Raw genomic sequence first — 17,270 nt, 5'->3', positions numbered from 1 at the left:
AATTTCGAAGGGGCGGGCAGCAGCAAGGCGACGGTGATGAACAAAATGTCCAGAATCATAACCATTGCAAACCAGAAAGGCGGCGTGGGTAAAACTACCACCGCCATCAATCTGGCTACGGCATTGGCGGCTATCGGCGAGACGGTACTGATTGTCGATCTCGATCCGCAGGGCAACGCCAGCACCGGTTTGGGTATTGATCGCCGCAACCGGCCTTTGTCTTCCTATGACGTGCTGACGCAGGAATCGTCGGTTCCTGATGCTGCAATGCCAACCGATGTTCCCAATCTGCATATCGTACCATCGACGCTGGATCTTCTTGGCATTGAAATGGAGATTGCGCAGTCGGCCGATCGTACACGGCGCTTGCGTGATGCTCTGCGGTTCGATTCCTCCGTGTCGGAGCGGTTCTCCTATGTGCTTGTCGATTGCCCACCGTCGCTCAATCTTCTGACGTTGAACGCCATGGCTGCGGCCGATTCCGTTCTGGTGCCGCTGCAATGCGAGTTCTTTGCTCTGGAAGGCTTGAGCCAGCTTTTGCAGACGGTCGATCAGGTGCGGTCGTCGATCAATGCCGAGCTTTCGATCCAGGGTATTGTGCTGACCATGTTCGACAGCCGCAACAATCTCGCTGCGCAAGTGGTGGATGATGTTCGCGCTTTCATGGGTGAGAAGGTCTATCGTACTGTCATTCCGCGTAATGTGCGCGTCTCGGAAGCACCATCACACGGTAAACCGGCAATTCTCTACGATTTGAAATGCGCCGGCAGTCAGGCTTATTTGCAACTCGCATCGGAAGTTATCCAGCGCGAGCGACAATTGCAGGCCGCTTAAACCAATCGATTCGACGACGAAACAATTCAGGAATAAGCCGAACGATGAATGATGATCCTTCAAAAAAGCGCCTTGGCCGCGGATTAGCGGCGCTGATCGGTGAAATTGATCGCCCTGCCGAAGAGCGTAAGGCACCTGTTCCCATCGAACGGAATGTTCCGATTGAATTCGTCACGCGCAATCCGCGCAATCCGCGTCGCATGTTCTCAGAAGGTGACTTGGAGGATCTGGCGCAGTCGATCAAGGAACATGGCGTGGTGCAGCCGATCGTCGTGCGACCGGCGCCAGGGCAGCCGGACCGGTTCGAACTGATTGCCGGTGAGCGTCGCTGGCGTGCTTCGCAGCGGGCCGGTGTCGATACGATCCCGGTTATTGTTCGTGACGTTGACGATCGTGTCGCACTTGAGATCGCGATCATCGAAAACGTGCAGCGCGCCGACCTGAATGCGGTCGAAGAAGCTTTGGGATATCAACAGCTTATCGATAATCATGACTATACGCAGAATGATCTGGCACAGGTCATCGGCAAAAGCCGGAGCCATGTCGCCAACACGTTGCGTCTGTTGAAACTACCGCAACCCGTGCAGGATTTCATTGTCGATGGTGCGCTTTCGGCAGGTCATGCTCGAAGTCTCATCACGATGGAAAACCCGACCGCACTGGCTGAGCGGATTGTCAAAGATGGTCTGTCGGTACGCCAGGTGGAAGCGCTTGCGCAGGCGGAAGCACGCGGTGGTGCGGAAGCCAAGCCCGGTAAAGCAGGACCTGTTGAGAAAGATGCCGACACCAAAGCACTCGAAAAGCTGCTTTCTGATGTTACTGGCATGAAGGTTGAGATCAATCATCGTGATCGCGGCGGTGAGGTCAAGATTCGATATAGTTCTCTTGAGCAACTCGACGAGATTTGCCGCCGGCTTCAGAGTTGATCTATTATACGAATATTTGAACATAAAGGCTCGTTGCATTTCATTGCGGCGAGCTTTTTCATTTACAGCAGCCAAACCAACACAACACCTATATTGTAACGCGATGCGGAGAACTGGCTTGGTCAGGCTGCAAAGCCCACCGCTATTCGTTCCAACAAATACATGGATAGATATTCACCGCCGCGTCAAAAGGCAATTATGATCCGTCATCGCTTCAAGTCAGAGGCCACAGTCAAACAGCGCTCCCACAGCATAACTCGTAACTTTATGAACCATTTTGTTTCGCAGCCGCTCGTCAGTTCGACCGGTGACTGTTTCGTTTGGAAGCGAATTGCGCTAGTGAGTGGCAATGGCGCAGAAGAAAGCAAACGAAGTCGATAGTTTTCTGGCAAGGCCGACGAATTCGTTTCCGGTCGTGCTGCTTTACGGCCCCGACAAGGGGCTGGTGAGCGAGCGTGCGCGCCGTTTTGCCGAAGCAAGCAAACTGCCGCTGGACGACCCGTTCGCCGTCATTCGCATGGAAGCGGATGAGATCGAGGCCGACCCGGCCAAACTCGCCGATGAAGCTCGCACCATCTCTATGTTCGGTGGCCAGCGCCTGATCTGGATCAAGAATGCCGCAGGCCAGAAGAAGCTGGCGGAAGCGATCAAGCTTCTTGCGACTGAACCGCCGCTTGAGACGTTCGTGCTGGTTGAAGCCGGTGATCTCAAGAAGGGCGCGGGTCTGCGCAGCGCTGTCGAGAATGCTTCCGCAGGTATGGCCTTGCCCTGCTATTCCGACGACAGCCGCGGTATCGATGGTGTCATTGACGATGTTCTGGCGGAATGGAAGATGCAGATCACGCTCGACGGGCGGCAGCTGCTGCGGGCAAGCCTGGGCGGCGATCGTCTTGCCACGCGGGGTGAACTCGAAAAGCTCTGCCTCTATGCGCGCGGCAAGGAGCGGATCGATATAGACGATGTGCGTGAAGCAGTCGGCGATGTCGCCGGTCTTTCCACCGACGAGGTGATCGATGCGGTTTTGGCTGGCGATCTTCCGCGTTTCGAAGTCTCCTTCGACCGTGTCGTGAAATCCGGCACCGCGCCGTTTCTGCTGCTCAACACGGCGATGCGCCAGTTTCAGCAGGTACAGACCTTGCGCCACATTGCCGATACCGAGCGTAAAAGCGCGTCCGTCGTTGTGGCTGCGGCTCGTCCGCCAATCTTCTTCAACCGTAAGAAACTGGTCGAGAATTCAGTAAGCCGCTGGACCGGCGAAAGCCTTGCGCGCGTTATGGAGCGTCTGCAGCGCGCCGTTCTCGAAAGCCGCCAAAATGCGGCGCTCGCTATCCCCATCATCCGCCAATGTCTGCTGGCAATCAGCGTCGAGTCACTTCGAAACGCTCGGCGTTAAAGTCTGTTTCGAAGTTCTGTTGCAATTAATATAGGCCGAGATCGGCCTCGATTACGGGTTTGCCACATCCCAATTGCGAGCTGCTACGCTTAGCAGCTCGAAACCATGATCAAATTGAGCAATAGTTTTCATCTGTCTCATAAGCTGGATGGTTTGGTGCTGCATGGTTATCCAGCCAAGTACAGAGTAGGAATAACAATATACTCCGGTCGGAGTGACCTATTCCAGACTAAACAGTTTTATCTGATGGCTGCCGTAAAAAAGCAGAGAATCTTCTTCTGATTTCGACTTAGCAATTTAAAACAGCAATAATTATGAATTCTTCTTCAAAGAAAGAGAAATAATGAAAATATATACCGCGTGGAGCCCATTTGAAACCCAAGTTTATGACCAATCGTGTGGAGATAATCAAGAAACAGATAATGATTTCGGTAAAAACGTCGGCGCCGGATTTATCATGGACGCTGAAGGAAAATCATTAACTTTGAGTACCAATTCGGACGCTTACTGGCCTAACTCCGACAATGATCCTGATGCTTTCATCGACACAGTCACAGAGTTTGGCATTTTGTCCGGCCATTTTGCGTTAACCCAGCGCACGAGTGGCGCATTAAACCTGGGAAGTGATCGTCCTTTTAGCTTAACTCTACAGCGTGAAGGTTCGATGGTTTTGGAACACCCTGGTATTCAAATGGAGACGAGATCGCGCGGTGAGTATGGTAGTGTGCGGGTTGAAATGTATGATGCTTCACAGCTGACTTTCTCAGGGCTCAATATTTTCTGGGGGGGAGAGTTTTCTGTCTATGACAATGCCAGACTAAATTTCTTCGAAGAACACGTAACGCCTTACACTGGCCTGACGAAACTGTATGACACATCGGAATTCAATCTCTCTACGAATAGGATTTATGCAAGCAACTCACCCGAGAGGGAATGGCGGATTTCTCTTGCCGATGGTTCGCCGCAGTTAAATATTCTGGCTCATACAAGTGGAGGAGATCCTCTTCAGACCCAGAATGAAGCAGCTCCGTATCCAGAAGCAATTCTGGATTTTGGTGCAAGCTCCAGAGGGACTATTGCTATTGATATGCCTGACGCTAACGCATTCATGTTAACTCTCTTGGATAGCAGAAAGACGTTTTCCGTTAACGGAAAACCCGTTTACGTCGGCAATAGCAGTCAATTTAATCACAGTTTTCAAAATGGTGTACAGAGAAACGGTTTTACGACCGGCGTCATGACCATCACCAAGGTGAGATAGACAATAAGCTCTGTCGTATCAAATAGCCCATCTGCTCCATGTCCGGCTTCAAGTCCGAAGCCGCCGCCAGCCTTATGCTTTCCGGCGTCGAGTCCATTCATATAATGGCTGGCAGCGAGGCATCTTTGCACCGGCCCCCAATGTAAAAGGGAAGTCGGCGATGCGCAGCGGAGTATCGGTTGCAATACTGCGCTGCGCGCCGTCAACACGAGGTTCCTATTCGATCAGCAGCGCATCGTCATCGAGCGTCTGGCCGCGCACCTTGCGGAACATTTCGATGAGGTCTTCCACACCCAGCGTCTTGCGCTTGTCGCCGGTCACGTCGAGCAGGATCTTGCCGCCATGCAGCATGATCGTGCGGTCGCCATAATCGAGCGCCTGCCGCATGGAATGGGTGACCATCAGCGCGGTCAGCTTATTCTCGGCAATCAGCGTCCGGGTCAGTTCCATCACGAACTCGGCCATGCCGGGATCAAGCGCTGCTGTATGCTCATCGAGCAGCAGTACTTCCGAACCGGAAAGCGTCGCCATGATCAGTGACAGGGCCTGACGCTGGCCGCCGGAGAGAAGCTCCATGCGGTCCTGCATACGGTTTTCCAGCCCCAGATTGAGGCTCGCCACACGCTCGCGAAACCATGCGCGACGCTTGGAATTGAGCGCGTGGGTGAGGCCGCGCGTCTTGCCGCGCGAAGCAGCCAGAGCGAGGTTTTCCTCGATTGACAGTGTACCGCAGCTGCCTGCCAGCGGATCCTGGAACACGCGGGCGACAAGACCGGCCCGCTCGGCAGTGGGCTTGCGGGTCACATCCTTGCCACTGATGACCACTTTGCCAGCAGTGGGGATCACATCGCCTGCAAGAACGCCCAGCATCGTGGATTTGCCTGCACCGTTCGACCCGATGACCGTGACGAAGGAACCCTGGTCCATGGTTAGATTGATCTTGTTCAAGACCTGCTTTTCGAGCGGAGTGCCGCGACCGAACACGACATCGAGATTGGAAAGTTCGATCATGCCGATGCTCCTCCGCGACGCAGGCGCGGCAATATCAGGGCGAAGGTAACGAGAAGGGCGGTGGCAATGTTGAGATCGGATGCCTGCAGGCCAAGAATGTCACCATTCGAAAGCGCAAACTGGATGGCGATACGATAGATGATCGAGCCGAGCACACAGCCAATCAGGATCACCAGAATGAAACGGCTGCGCAACAGCGTTTCACCGATGATGACCGCTGCAAGGCCGACCACGATGGTGCCGACGCCCGAGGTCACATCGGCAAAGCCGTTTGTCTGTGCGAAGAGCGAGCCACCGAGCGCCACCAGTGCGTTCGACAGCGCCATGCCAAGATAGATCTGCCTGTCGGTACGAACGCCCTGTGCACGCGCCATTCTCGGATTGGCGCCGGTTGCGCGCATGGCAAGACCCATATCGCTTTCCAGAAAGCGCCAGACGACAAATACCGCAATGGCGACCAGCACGAAAAGGAACAGCGGACGTACATAATATTCGGGAATGCCGTGACCGAAGAACGGTGTCAGCATGGTGTCCTGATTGATGAGCGCGATGTTGGGACGCCCCATGACGCGCAGATTGACGGAGAACAGCGCGATCATGGTCAGAATGGAGGCGAGAAGATTGAGAATCTTGAAACGCACGTTCAGCGTCGCTGTCACAAGCCCGGCAGCAGCACCCGCAACCATGGCGATGGCCGCCGCCAGCCAGGCATTCATGCCTGCAAGGATCAGCACGCCGGTTACGGCAGCGCCCAACGGAAACGAACCGTCAACCGTCAGATCGGGGAAATCGAGGACGCGGAACGCCAGATAGACGCCGATGGCTACAAATGCGAAGACGAGGCCCAATTCGACCGCACCCCAGAAGGCGATCTGACTCACAATGTCATTCCTTGTTTCTCGCCGTGACCAAAACGAAAGACTTGCACATCAACGCATCGTCAATCGTCGCTTTGCGGAAATCGGGATTCCGACTGTTCCGCTCGGCCAGCTTCAGTCACGACCGGTTTTGTTTTGAGTTCGTCCGCCAGCTGTCGAGCTGTACCAGACCATTCCCCGGTTGTTTATGCGAAACCGCATTTTTGCGGCTTTATATCTCAGGCGGGATACAACCCACAAGTTCCAGTGTGCAAGCAATATCGCCGGGCGAGCCCCGAAATGCGCCACTTTGTGGGGCAATTGCAACATAGGGCATTCCCGCCTGATTTCTGCCGTTGGAGATGTTCCATCTATTTTTAACGTGCATCTTATCCGAAAACCGGTTCCCACTTTTCGGGATGCGCTCTAGTGGTCTGATTCCGACATTTGCATCCCTTGGATATGAGCGCTGGGCAAATGTCGGAAGCAAAAAGACCACTAATAACTTTATGAATCTAGTGGATTTTTCGAATTTGACGTTTGAGACGAGATTTGTATCGGACGGGTATCAAACGTCAAATTCAATCCACTAGCAAAAAGGCGAAGCCTTTTGAGGCTTCGCCTTTCTTTATCTTGGTTTCGAGTTTTATCAGTCGATCTTGCTGGTCGCGCGGTCGATAACAGCCTGCGGGAATTCGACGCCCATCTTCTTGGCAGCGCCGAGATTGATGACGAGATCGGTTCCCTTGGCGATATCGACAGCGATATCGCCTGGCTTTTCACCCTTGAGAATCTTCACCACGACGGCACCGGTCTGCTTGCCGACATCGTAATAGTTGAAGCCGAGGGCAGCGAGTGCACCGCGCTTGACCGAATCCGTGTCTGCAGTGAAGAGCGGCAGCTTGCTTTCTTCAGCAACGCCGACGGCGCTTTCCAGAGCCGAAACGATGGTGTTGTCGGTCGGAACATACATGGCGTCCGCACGGCCGACGAGGGCGCGCGCTGCACCCTGAACTTCAGCCGACTTGGTGGCAGCCGATTCAACGATTTCGATGCCTTCGGCGGAAGCTGCTTCCTTCAGTGCGGCCAGAAGCGACACGGAATTGGTTTCACCGGAATTGTAGAGATAACCGAGCTTCTTGATGTTCGGCATCACTTCCTTGATGAGCTTGATGTGCTCTGCCACTGGCGACATGTCGGAAAGACCGGTCACGTTGCCGCCCGGCTTTGTCATGTCCTTGACGAGCTGCGCGCCGAGCGGATCGGAAACAGCGGTGAACACGACCGGAATATCGCGGGTTGCCGAAACGACAGCCTGTGCCGATGGCGTGGAGATCGGAACGATCACATCCGGGCCTTCGCCGACGAACTGGCGGGCGATCTGCGCTGCAGTTGCCGGGTTGCCCTGTGCGGATTGATAGACGAATTTGAGATTTTCGCCTTCCTTGTAGCCCGCTTCGGCCAGCGCATCCTTCACGCCGTCGCGCGCGGCGTCGAGGGCCGGATGTTCAACGATGGCGGTTACGGCGACGGTTACGTCTTTTGCCTGTGCCGAGGTGGCAATGGCCGTTGCGGCCAGCAAGGCCAGAAGCATAGAACGCATGAAAATCTCCCCTGTTTTGGTGCGTTGCTTATCGGCAAACACCTTTTCTCCAATAACCTCAGATTGAAGGTTTATCCGCCAGATTTGAGGCTTAATCGGGTCCGGATAGACTGTCAACGTGTGGGGTAATCTGTCAGGCAGCCTGTCCGGCAACCTGTCCGGATTGAACACGATAAGCCCGCAACAAAAAGCGGCTCGAATTCTGACGGGGTTCAAATGCTGAACACTGTGTTCAGCACCCTTTCAATCTGCCGGGGTCTTTGCCTTCGATCACACTGCCGCCTGCGCTGGTGACAACGAGGCGGAGCTGCTCAGCCGCAAGAGTCGGGTCTAGAAGAATAGCAGCTGCGGGTCGAACATATCGCCCAGCCAGTGCAGCACGACTTTGTCGCGGGCTTGACCGAGAATCCGGCCATAGACCTTGGCGTAATCGTCGGGGGACCTGGCGATGCGCGCCAGGGCGCGGCTTGCCATCAGGATGAAACGCCCGCCGTGTTTTTCAATGAAGCCTGCCTGTGTCTCATAGGCCTTGATGACGTCATCGAGGTTTTTTGCATCGGCGGGATCAAGGTGGTCAGTGCCTGCACCGCTCGCGAGATCAGCGCCCGCTACGGTCTTGCTGTCTGCCAGCGAACGGCGGATCAGTTCCTGCGCACCTGCCCAGTTCAGTCCCATGCCGCGCTGTGACGTATCCATCGCTTCCGCGATCTTGAAACCGAGGCTCCACAGATGATGCCGGAAAGCCATTGTCGTGTCCCAGTCGATCGCCGGGTCGTTCCATGGACGGGCATCTTTCAGCGGATCGGAAACCACATGCGCTGCTGCATAGGCAATGCGATTGAACTGCGGCGGGTTTGCTGGACGTGAGGTTGGTGTCCCGGTCAGCGTGTAGGAATGCAGGCTTCCCTTGCTATCCGGCAATGTCACTTGATGGTTGCTCATACCCTTATCGTTCCTCCGCCTGAATATCTGATTGTTAGTTTAGAACGTTCCAAATGACAATCCGGCCAAAAATTAAGGCAGAAATGTGATTTGCGTTATTTTAGGCAAAAAGTACACGCTTTCGCAGAAAATGCGTCCAGAAACCGGCTTTCAATTGTGGCGAAGCGAAGGAAAATAGCTGCTTCCGCCTCCGCTCTTGACAGTATTGGAACGTTCCAATTAAATCAGCAATCGAAATCGGAGCAGGGCATGAGCAAGAACAGCGTCACCGTTATCGATATTGCGCGCGAGGCAGGCGTGTCGAAATCGACTGTCTCGCTGGTGCTGCGTGGTAGTCCGCTTGTTCATGCCGAAACCCGGGCCAAGGTGCAGGAGGCAATCGAGAAACTCGGTTATGTTTATAACCGTTCGGCTGCCAATCTCCGTCAGGCGAAATCGAAAATAATCGGCCTTGTGGTCAATGACCTGACCAACAGCTTCTTTGCCGAGCTGGCCGTAGGCGTGGACCGTGTCATGCAGTCGGCGGGCTATGTGCAGTTTCTCGCCAATACAGCGGAAAGCATTGATCGTCAGCGCGAGGTGATTGCCTCGATGCGTGAACATGGCATTGCCGGGCTGATCGTTTCGCCAGCGCGTGGAACCGAGGCTAATGATCTGAAACCACTGGCAAAAAGTGGCCTGCCGGTTGTGCAGATGGTGCGTGATGTGCCGGGATCGGGTGTGTCGTCGATTGTTTCGGATAATCGCGGCGGCGTAGCAAAGGCGGTCGAGCATCTGGTGTCGCTGGGGCATCGTTCAATCGCTTTCATGGGCGGTTATGCGGATACCGCTGTTTTTGCTGAACGAGTTGCGGGCTATCGTGCGGGGCTTGAGCAGGCGGATATCCTGTTTGATGATGCGCTGGTCTTTACCGCAGCACCTTCACGTGCGGGCGGTGTGGAAGCGCTGGAACAGATGCTGCGGCATGGCGTGAAACCGACCGCTGCGGTGTGCTTCAACGATGCCGTGGCTTTTGGTGTCTGCGATGGTTTGCGCGCTGCAAATCTGGAGCCGGGCCGGGATTTTGGCGTGGTTGGTTTTGACGATGTGATCGAAGCCAAGACCGCTGTTCCGGCGCTGACGACGGTATCTGTCGATCCGCAAGGTTTGGGAGAACGTGCGGCGCAGCTCTTGCTGAAACAGATCAATTCGGAACGGGTGGAGGCGGAGGCGCAGCGCTTGTCGGTGCGTCTTGCGGTGCGTGCAAGTTGTGGTGCGCCGTTCAAAAATGAGGAGAAATTCGCATGGCAAAGTGGGGCCTTATAGGCGCAAGCACCATTGCAAAAGAGTGGGTGATCGGTGCCATTCGCGCCACCGGTGGCGAAGTTGCGTCCGTGTACAGCACCAATGCTGCGCGTGGCGAAACCTATGCCCGTGAGAACGGGATTGCCCGCTCCGTGACAAGCCTTGACGCGCTGTTAGGTGATCCTGAAATCGACGCTGTCTATATCTCCACCACCAATGAACTGCACCGCGATCAGGCGATTGCTGCCGCCAAAGCAGGCAAGCATATTCTCTGCGAAAAGCCACTGGCACTGACGCTTTCTGACGCGCATCAAATGCTGAAAGCGGTGCGCGAGGCGGGCGTCGTGGCAGGCACCAACCATCACTTGCGCAATGCTGCAAGCCACCGCGCCATACGTGATGCTATCGCTCAAGGCAAGATCGGCAAGGTGCTTGCCGCGCGGGTTTTTCATGCGGTTTATCTGCCGCCGCATTTGCAAGGCTGGCGCATTGAACGCCCTGACGCGGGCGGCGGTGTGGTCCTCGATATTACCGTGCATGATGCCGATACATTGCGCTTTGTGCTGGGTGAAAGCCCAGTCGAGGCCTTGGCTTTCAGCCAGCAAGGGGGCCTCAGCGGCGAAGGACTGGAAGATGGCGTGATGGGCGTTTTGCGCTTCTCCTCCGGCGTCATCGCTCAGTTCCACGATGCTTTCACCACCAAATATGCGGAAACCGGCTTCGAGGTACATGGCAGCGAAGGCTCGCTTATTGCACGCAATGTCATGACGCAAAAGCCGGTCGGGACCGTCATTCTGCGTGACAAGGATGGCGAGCACGAATTGCCGCTCGATCAGAAAAATCTCTACGAAACTGCCTTGCAGGCTTTCCATAATGCCATCGCTGGCAAGGGCCAGCCATCGGCAACATTGGAGGACGGCATCTGGTCGCTGGCGACCGGGCTTGCTGTGCTTGAGGCCGCAAAGACCGGCAAGGCTACCGCCGTTCATTCAGGACTTTGAACATTATGAGCAAACATATTTCCTTTGCCGAAGCAGCATCACTCATTCCCGACAGCGCTGTCGTTTCGGTTTCTTCATCGAGCGGCCTCGGCTGTCCAGATATGATGCTGAAGGCCATTGGCGAGCGTTTTGATGAAACCGGTCATCCCCAAAATATCACCACGCTGCATCCGATTGCGGCGGGCGATATGAGTGGCATCAAGGGTGTCGATTACATCGCCAAAAAGGGGCTTCTCAAAAAGATCATCGGCGGTTCTTATCCGTCAGGGCCATCGAGCGCCGAGCCTCCGCTGATCTGGCAGATGATCACCAATAATGAGATTCCGGCCTATAATATTCCGTCGGGCATTCTGTTTGACATGCATCGCGAGGCGGCCGCCAAGCGTCCCGGCGTGCTGACCAAAGTGGGGCTTGATACCTTCGTTGATCCCAAGCGTCAGGGATCGGCAATGAACGATAAGGCGCGCGAAGAGCCCGTCGTCAAACAGGTCAGTTTTGAAGGTGAGGACTGGCTCTATTTCCCCAATATCGTGCCGCATGTCACGATCATCCGCGCCACCACTGCCGATGAACGCGGCAATCTCACCTATGAGCATGAGGGTGCTTATCTTGGTGGGCTGGATCAGGCGCTGGCTGCGTGCAACAATGGCGGTATCGTCATTGCGCAGGTCAAACGCATTGCCAAGGAAGACACGCTGAAACCGCATGATGTGCGCGTGCCGGGCGTGCTGGTGGATTATATCGTGGTTGATCCCGATCAGAAGCAGACCACACAGACGCTTTATGATCCGGCAATTTCCGGCGAGATTTTCCGTCCGCTTGATACATTCCGCTTGGCCGAGTTCAATATTCAGAAAGCGATTGCGCGGCGTGTCGCACAGGAGTTGCAAGCGGGAAGTGCGGTCAATCTTGGCTTCGGCATTTCCGCCAATGTGCCGCGCATTCTGCTGGAAGAGGGCCTGCATGGCGCGGTGACATGGGTGATCGAGCAGGGTGCTGTTGGCGGCGTGCCGCTTCTCGATTTTGCCTTTGGCTGTGCATCGAATGCTGATGCCTATATGCCGTCACCCTATCAGTTCACCTATTTTCAGGGCGCTGGCTTCGACGCCTCGCTCTTGTCCTTCCTTGAGATCGGACGCGACGGCTCAGTCAATGTGTCGAAGCTGTCATTCCGTCCGCATGTGACGGCGGGAGCAGGTGGGTTTGTCGATATTACTGCACGAGCCAAAAAGATTGTCTTCTCCGGCATGTTCAATGCAGGTGCGAAATTGTCGGTCGCTGACGGTAAGCTGGTGATCGAGAAGGAAGGCAAGCTCAAAAAGCTGGTGAATGAGGTTGAGCATGTCACCTTCTCCGGTCCGCGCGGTGTCGAACAGGGACAGGACATTACCTATGTCACCGAACGTGCGGTTCTGAAGCTCACGCCAGAAGGCATTGTGCTGACCGAGATTGCGCCGGGTGTGGATTTGCAGACGCATATTCTTGATCAGGCTGAGTTTCCGCTGATCGTTTCGGATCAGCTTAAAATCATGGATGAAGCCTTGTTCCGCGACGAGCCGATTGGCCTCACGCTGCCGCAAAAGCCTGCTCGAAAGCTGGAGGCTTAAATGGCCCAACGGATAGAAATCTCGATCGAGAACCACATCGCCGTCATGACGATCAAGCGGCCCGAAAAGCTCAATGCGTTTGATATCGAGCTTTTGCAGGAATTGTCTGCCGCCTGTGACCAGGTGGAAGCGGACAGCAGCGTGCGGGTAGCGATCCTGACCGGTGAGGGCAAAGCCTTTTCCGCCGGTGGTGACATCAAGGCATGGGGCGGCATGGAACCGCAGGAATTCGGCCATGCCTGGGTGCGCTATGGGCATCGTGTATTCGAACGTCTGGCGACTTTGCGTGTACCCTTGATCGCCGCGATGAACGGTCATGCTTTGGGCGGCGGGCTGGAACTGGCAGGCGCCGCCGATATTCGCATTGTCGAACGACAGGCAAAAATCGGCCTGCCGGAAACCTCGCTCGGCATGATCCCCGGCTGGTCGGGCACACAGCGTCTTGTGCGCCGTTTTGGTGCGCAGATCGTGCGCCGCATGGTGCTGGGTGGTGAAATGTTCACAGCGGACGAAGCGCTGTCGCATGGGCTGGTGGATGCTGTGGTGGAGACGGGTGCAGCCTTGCAGGCGGCGCAGGACTATGCGGCGCGGGTGGCCAAGCGCGGACCGGCTGCGCTGGAAATTTCCAAACTGATGCTGTCGGTCGCCAATGGCGAGGATAGTGGCACGGCAGTCGAGACGCTGGGGTCCATCCTTGTCGCCAAGACCGATGATCTGAAAGAAGGCGTGCGCTCGTTTACCGAAAAGCGCGAAGCAAATTTTGAAGGAAAATGGTGATGAGCGTAGTCGTAAAACCGCAGCCGTTGACCGGGCTGGAAGTCCGCGAATTCTCCATGCTGATCGATGGAAAATGGGTGGGCAGTGAAAGTGGCCAAACGATTGAACGTGTGGCGCCCGGCCATGGAGTGACGGTGAGCCGCTATCCGGCCGGCAACAAGGCCGATGTGGAACGCGCTGTTGCGGCTGCGCGCAAGGCTTTTGACGATGGGCGCTGGTCGTCTAAAACCGCATCGCAGCGTTCGCTGATTTTGCTGAAAGCCGCCGATCTGATTGAAGCGCGGGCGGAAGAGCTGGCCTATCTCGATGCGATTGAAGCCGGCAAACCAATTTCTCAGGTGCGTGGCGAGATAGCAGGGTCGGTCGATATCTGGCGCTATGCGGCAGCACTTGCTCGCGATCTGCATGGCGAGAGCTATAATACGCTGGGCGATGGTACTTTGGGCGTTGTGCTGCGGGAGGCAATTGGTGTCGTTTCCATCATCACGCCGTGGAATTTCCCGTTTCTGATCGTGGGCCAAAAGCTGCCATTTGCGCTGGCTGCGGGTTGTACGGCAGTCGTAAAGCCTTCGGAACTCACATCCGGATCGACATTGTTACTCGGCGAAATTCTGGCCGAAGCAGGCGTGCCGGACGGTGTTGTCAACATCATCACCGGAACGGGCGCTGATGTCGGCCAGCATATGAGTACGCATCCGGATGTTGATATGGTTTCGTTCACCGGTTCTACCGGTGTGGGCAAGCTGACCATGGCCAATGCTGCGCAAACGCTGAAAAAAGTATCGCTGGAGCTTGGCGGCAAGAACCCGCAAATCCTGTTCCCGGATGCGGATATGGATGCTTTCATCGATGCTGCCGTGTTTGGCGCATGGTTCAATGCGGGCGAGTGCTGCAATGCCGGTTCGCGGCTGATTGTGCACCGCTCGATTGTCGATGAGATTGTCGGGCGCGTGGCCGACTTGTCGAAAAAGGTGATCGTTGGTGATCCGCTGGATGTGAGTACGCAGGTTGGCGCGATCATCACGCCGCAGCATCTGACAAAGGTTAGCACCTATGTCGATCAGGCCAAAAAGGCGGGTGCTGCAATTGCCCTCGGTGGTGATGTACTGGATCTCGGCCTTGGCCAATATATGGGACCCACCATCATTGCAGGTGTGAAGGCGGATATGGCCGTGGCGCGCGACGAAGTGTTCGGCCCGGTTCTGTCGGTACTTTCCTTCGATACGGTTGATGAGGCGATCTCCATTGCCAATGCGGTCGATTACGGTCTGTCGGCAGGCGTCTGGAGCCGCGATTTCGATACCTGCATGACCATCGGACGCAAGGTGCGGGCAGGTACTGTCTGGATGAACACCTTCATGGATGGCACGCCGGAACTGCCTTTCGGCGGTTATCGTCAGTCGGGTCTGGGCCGCGAGCTGGGCCGTCATGCGGTGGAGGACTATACCGAAACCAAGACGCTCAACATGCATATCGGTGCGCGCACCGGCTGGTGGATGCCGCAAGCAAAGTAAGGGAGGCGGCTTTGGGAGGACAGCCGGATATCGTCATCATCGGATCGGGTATCGGCGGCGCGAGCATAGCCGCTGGTCTTGCCGCATCAGGTGCGGACATTCTTATTCTTGAGGCAGGAGAGCGCTTGCCGGACAGGCCAGAAAACCGCGACCCGCGTGCCATTTTCCAGCGTGGATTTTTTCGCCCGAAAGAGTTCTGGTATGAGACCAACGGTACGCCGTTTAATCCCGGTAATTATTACAATGTCGGTGGCAATTCCAAGTTCTTTGGCGCGGTGCTGATCCGCTATCGCCGCGAGGATTTTGCCGAGATGGCGCATCTGGAAGGCGTATCTCCGGCATGGCCATTTGCCTATGACGAGCTTGAGCCGTGGTATAGCCGTGCCGAACAGCTGTTTCAGGTGCGGGGCGAACTGGGCGATGATCCGACCGAACCGGAACATTCAAAGTCCTATCCCTATCCGGCGATCCGTGACGAACGACCAATGGCCGATGTGCGTGCGCGGTTGAAGAAAGCGGGGCTTCACCCGGCTTCCCTGCCGCTTGGGGTTGATATTGATCGCTGGTTGGCCAAGGCAAAGACACCATGGGATGCATTTCCCAATAGCGATGACGGCAAGATGGATGCGGAATCCTGTCCGTTAGCACTTGCGCTCAAACATCCGAATGTCCGGCTGGAAGCCTCGGCGCGGGTAACGAAGCTGGAAACCGGACCGGATGGCAAAACCATCACAGCGGTTCATTATGTGAAGAGTGGCGAGACGCTGATTCTGCGCCCAAAGCTCGTTATTCTCTCAGCCGGTGCGGTGCAGTCGGCTGCGCTTCTGCTGCGCTCAGGCCTTGCCAATCGTTCCGATCAGGTGGGCCGCAATTTCATGAACCACAATTCCAGCGCGGTGATCGCTTTCGACCCGCGCTATCGCAACGATTCCATCCACCAGAAGACTTTCGGTTTCAATGATTATTATCTGTCGGATGGAGCAGGCGGACCGCCGCTTGGCAATGTGCAACTGCTTGGCCGCGTGTCGGGTGAAATCCTGAAAGCCAATATGCCCCGCGTGCCGGAATGGCTGCTGACTCGCGTTGCGCGTCATACGATCGATTTTTACGCGATGAGCGAAGACCTGCCATCGCCTGAAAGCCGCGTGACAGTTGATGGCGACCGCATCATTCTGCATTGGGTGCGTTCCAACTGGAAGGCGCATCTGATGCTGGTCGATAAGCTCAAATCCGCGCTCAGGCAGGCAAGTTTCCCGGTGGTGCTGTCGCGGGCTTTCGACCGGCGCACGCCATCGCATCAATGCGGCACGGTGCGCATCGGTAACGACCCGGCGACCGCGCCGCTTGATCCTTATTGCCGCGCTTATGACCATCCAAATCTCTATGTGGTCGATGCGTCGTTCCTGCCGACATCGGCGGCGGTCAATCCGGCGCTGACCATCGCCGCGCAGGCTTTGCGCGTGGCCGACAGTCTTAACCGGGAGGTGCTGGCATGAACCGTCAAAGACCTGTTGCAGTGGTAACCGGCGGGCGGCGCGGGATCGGGCTTGGCATTGCCCGCACGCTCGCTGCCAAGGGGTTCGATCTGGCGATTACCGACCGTGAGCGTGATGAGGCCGTCATCGATGAATTGCGCGATCTTGGTGGAAGAGTGGCTTTCTTTGAAAGCGATCTGGCTGCCGTTGGAATGCATGAGGCAACCGTCTCCGCGGTGCTGAAGGAATTTGGCGGCATCGATTGTCTGGTCAACAATGCGGGCATGGGCTCGGTTGAGCGCGGCGATTTCCTCGGGCTGAAGCCCGAAAACTTCGACACGATCATGGATGTGAATCTGCGCGGCACGGTGTTTTTCACCCAGGCCGTGGTGAAGGTCATGCTGGCCGCAACCGAAGTGCGTTTCCCACGCAGCATCGTGACGATTAGTTCGGTTTCCTCCGTGATGACTTCGCCGGAGCGGCTTGATTACTGCATCAGCAAAGCCGGATTGACTGCCTTCGTGCAGGGGCTTGCGCTGCGGCTGGCCGAAGCGCGGATCGGCGTGTTCGAGGTGCGCCCCGGCATCATCCGCACCGATATGACAGCCAAAGTTGCCGAGCGTTATGACGGGCTGATCGAAGCCGGTCTGGTGCCGATGAAACGCTGGGGCGAGGCGGGTGATGTCGGCGCGATTGTGGCCGGGCTTGCCGGTGGCGATTTCATTTTTGCGACGGGCTCGGCGATCAATGCTGACGGTGGCCTGTCGATTGCAAAGCTTTAGGAA

General features: G+C 56.0%; 14 protein-coding genes and 1 pseudogene. 11 read left to right on the top strand and 4 right to left on the bottom strand.

Features of this window, described 5'->3' with window-relative positions; translation table 11 throughout:
• The first annotated feature begins 36 nt into the window (after positions 1-36).
• From CES86_RS12335 to CES86_RS12320, 4 genes are all read left to right on the top strand, one after another.
• The gene (locus CES86_RS12335) at positions 37-834 is read left to right on the top strand and encodes a ParA family protein (RefSeq protein WP_010657645.1); all 798 of its coding nucleotides are present in this window, start codon (positions 37-39) and stop codon (positions 832-834) included.
• Positions 835-878: 44 nt separating this feature from the next.
• Positions 879-1,760 carry a ParB/RepB/Spo0J family partition protein gene (locus CES86_RS12330; RefSeq protein ID WP_010657644.1) on the top strand — a complete coding sequence of 294 codons (882 nt, stop codon included), beginning with the start codon at positions 879-881 and terminating at the stop codon, positions 1,758-1,760.
• Positions 1,761-2,109: 349 nt separating this feature from the next.
• Positions 2,110-3,153, top strand: a complete 1,044-nt coding sequence (gene holA, locus CES86_RS12325; protein ID WP_094514510.1) for a DNA polymerase III subunit delta — start codon at positions 2,110-2,112, stop codon at positions 3,151-3,153.
• 343 nt (positions 3,154-3,496) lie between these two features.
• A complete protein-coding gene (locus CES86_RS12320; RefSeq protein ID WP_094514509.1) occupies positions 3,497-4,414 on the top strand; it encodes a hypothetical protein in 918 nt (305 codons plus the stop codon).
• A gap of 216 nt (positions 4,415-4,630) precedes the next feature.
• Here CES86_RS12320 and CES86_RS12315 read toward each other — a convergent pair whose 3' ends face one another.
• The 4 genes and pseudogenes from CES86_RS12315 to CES86_RS12300 form a co-directional block, all read right to left on the bottom strand.
• A complete protein-coding gene (locus tag CES86_RS12315) occupies positions 4,631-5,425 on the bottom strand; it encodes an ABC transporter ATP-binding protein (RefSeq protein ID WP_012091078.1) in 795 nt (264 codons plus the stop codon).
• Complete coding sequence (locus tag CES86_RS12310) at positions 5,422-6,306, bottom strand: ABC transporter permease (protein ID WP_012091079.1); 885 nt, start codon at positions 6,304-6,306, stop codon at positions 5,422-5,424. The genes CES86_RS12315 and CES86_RS12310 overlap by 4 nt, the downstream gene beginning before the upstream one ends.
• Before the next feature lie 625 nt (positions 6,307-6,931).
• Positions 6,932-7,885 (bottom strand): ABC transporter substrate-binding protein, encoded by a 954-nt coding sequence (locus CES86_RS12305; protein WP_010657637.1) that lies wholly within the window; start codon positions 7,883-7,885, stop codon positions 6,932-6,934.
• Between the two features lie 342 nt (positions 7,886-8,227).
• Positions 8,228-8,827, bottom strand: a pseudogene (locus CES86_RS12300) (DUF993 family protein); the annotation flags it as partial.
• A gap of 249 nt (positions 8,828-9,076) precedes the next feature.
• Between CES86_RS12300 and CES86_RS12295 the strand changes: the two are divergent.
• From CES86_RS12295 to CES86_RS12265, 7 genes are read left to right on the top strand one after another with little or no spacing between them, the layout of a single operon-like run.
• Positions 9,077-10,132, top strand: a complete 1,056-nt coding sequence (locus CES86_RS12295; RefSeq protein ID WP_094514507.1) for a LacI family DNA-binding transcriptional regulator — start codon at positions 9,077-9,079, stop codon at positions 10,130-10,132.
• Complete coding sequence (locus CES86_RS12290) at positions 10,111-11,112, top strand: Gfo/Idh/MocA family protein (RefSeq protein ID WP_094514506.1); 1,002 nt, start codon at positions 10,111-10,113, stop codon at positions 11,110-11,112. The genes CES86_RS12295 and CES86_RS12290 overlap by 22 nt, the downstream gene beginning before the upstream one ends.
• A 5-nt stretch (positions 11,113-11,117) precedes the next feature.
• A complete protein-coding gene (locus CES86_RS12285) occupies positions 11,118-12,719 on the top strand; it encodes an acyl CoA:acetate/3-ketoacid CoA transferase (RefSeq protein WP_094514505.1) in 1,602 nt (533 codons plus the stop codon).
• Positions 12,720-13,496, top strand: a complete 777-nt coding sequence (locus tag CES86_RS12280) for an enoyl-CoA hydratase/isomerase family protein (RefSeq protein ID WP_012091085.1) — start codon at positions 12,720-12,722, stop codon at positions 13,494-13,496.
• The gene (locus CES86_RS12275) at positions 13,490-15,010 is read left to right on the top strand and encodes an aldehyde dehydrogenase family protein (RefSeq protein WP_094514504.1); all 1,521 of its coding nucleotides are present in this window, start codon (positions 13,490-13,492) and stop codon (positions 15,008-15,010) included. The genes CES86_RS12280 and CES86_RS12275 overlap by 7 nt, the downstream gene beginning before the upstream one ends.
• 11 nt (positions 15,011-15,021) lie before the next feature.
• Complete coding sequence (locus CES86_RS12270) at positions 15,022-16,506, top strand: GMC oxidoreductase (protein WP_094514502.1); 1,485 nt, start codon at positions 15,022-15,024, stop codon at positions 16,504-16,506.
• A complete protein-coding gene (locus tag CES86_RS12265; RefSeq protein ID WP_012091088.1) occupies positions 16,503-17,267 on the top strand; it encodes a 3-ketoacyl-ACP reductase in 765 nt (254 codons plus the stop codon). The genes CES86_RS12270 and CES86_RS12265 overlap by 4 nt, the downstream gene beginning before the upstream one ends.
• The last annotated feature ends 3 nt before the right edge of the window (positions 17,268-17,270 follow it).

This window comes from Brucella lupini (assembly GCF_002252535.1).
GTDB classification, from domain to species: domain Bacteria; phylum Pseudomonadota; class Alphaproteobacteria; order Rhizobiales; family Rhizobiaceae; genus Brucella; species Brucella anthropi.
This window is presented reverse-complemented; position numbering and strand designations above follow the sequence as displayed.

What these genes read in the sequence shown, in the direction of transcription:
- CES86_RS12335 (WP_010657645.1), top strand. Translation starts at nt 37, where the DNA reads ATGAACAAAATGTCCAGAATCATAACCATTGCAAACCAGAAAGGCGGC.
- CES86_RS12330 (WP_010657644.1), top strand. Translation starts at nt 879, where the DNA reads ATGAATGATGATCCTTCAAAAAAGCGCCTTGGCCGCGGATTAGCGGCG.
- holA (WP_094514510.1), top strand. Translation starts at nt 2,110, where the DNA reads ATGGCGCAGAAGAAAGCAAACGAAGTCGATAGTTTTCTGGCAAGGCCG.
- CES86_RS12320 (WP_094514509.1), top strand. Translation starts at nt 3,497, where the DNA reads ATGAAAATATATACCGCGTGGAGCCCATTTGAAACCCAAGTTTATGAC.
- CES86_RS12315 (WP_012091078.1), bottom strand. Translation starts at nt 5,425, where the DNA reads ATGATCGAACTTTCCAATCTCGATGTCGTGTTCGGTCGCGGCACTCCG.
- CES86_RS12305 (WP_010657637.1), bottom strand. Translation starts at nt 7,885, where the DNA reads ATGCGTTCTATGCTTCTGGCCTTGCTGGCCGCAACGGCCATTGCCACC.
- CES86_RS12295 (WP_094514507.1), top strand. Translation starts at nt 9,077, where the DNA reads ATGAGCAAGAACAGCGTCACCGTTATCGATATTGCGCGCGAGGCAGGC.
- CES86_RS12290 (WP_094514506.1), top strand. Translation starts at nt 10,111, where the DNA reads ATGGCAAAGTGGGGCCTTATAGGCGCAAGCACCATTGCAAAAGAGTGG.
- CES86_RS12285 (WP_094514505.1), top strand. Translation starts at nt 11,118, where the DNA reads ATGAGCAAACATATTTCCTTTGCCGAAGCAGCATCACTCATTCCCGAC.
- CES86_RS12280 (WP_012091085.1), top strand. Translation starts at nt 12,720, where the DNA reads ATGGCCCAACGGATAGAAATCTCGATCGAGAACCACATCGCCGTCATG.
- CES86_RS12275 (WP_094514504.1), top strand. Translation starts at nt 13,490, where the DNA reads ATGGTGATGAGCGTAGTCGTAAAACCGCAGCCGTTGACCGGGCTGGAA.
- CES86_RS12265 (WP_012091088.1), top strand. Translation starts at nt 16,503, where the DNA reads ATGAACCGTCAAAGACCTGTTGCAGTGGTAACCGGCGGGCGGCGCGGG.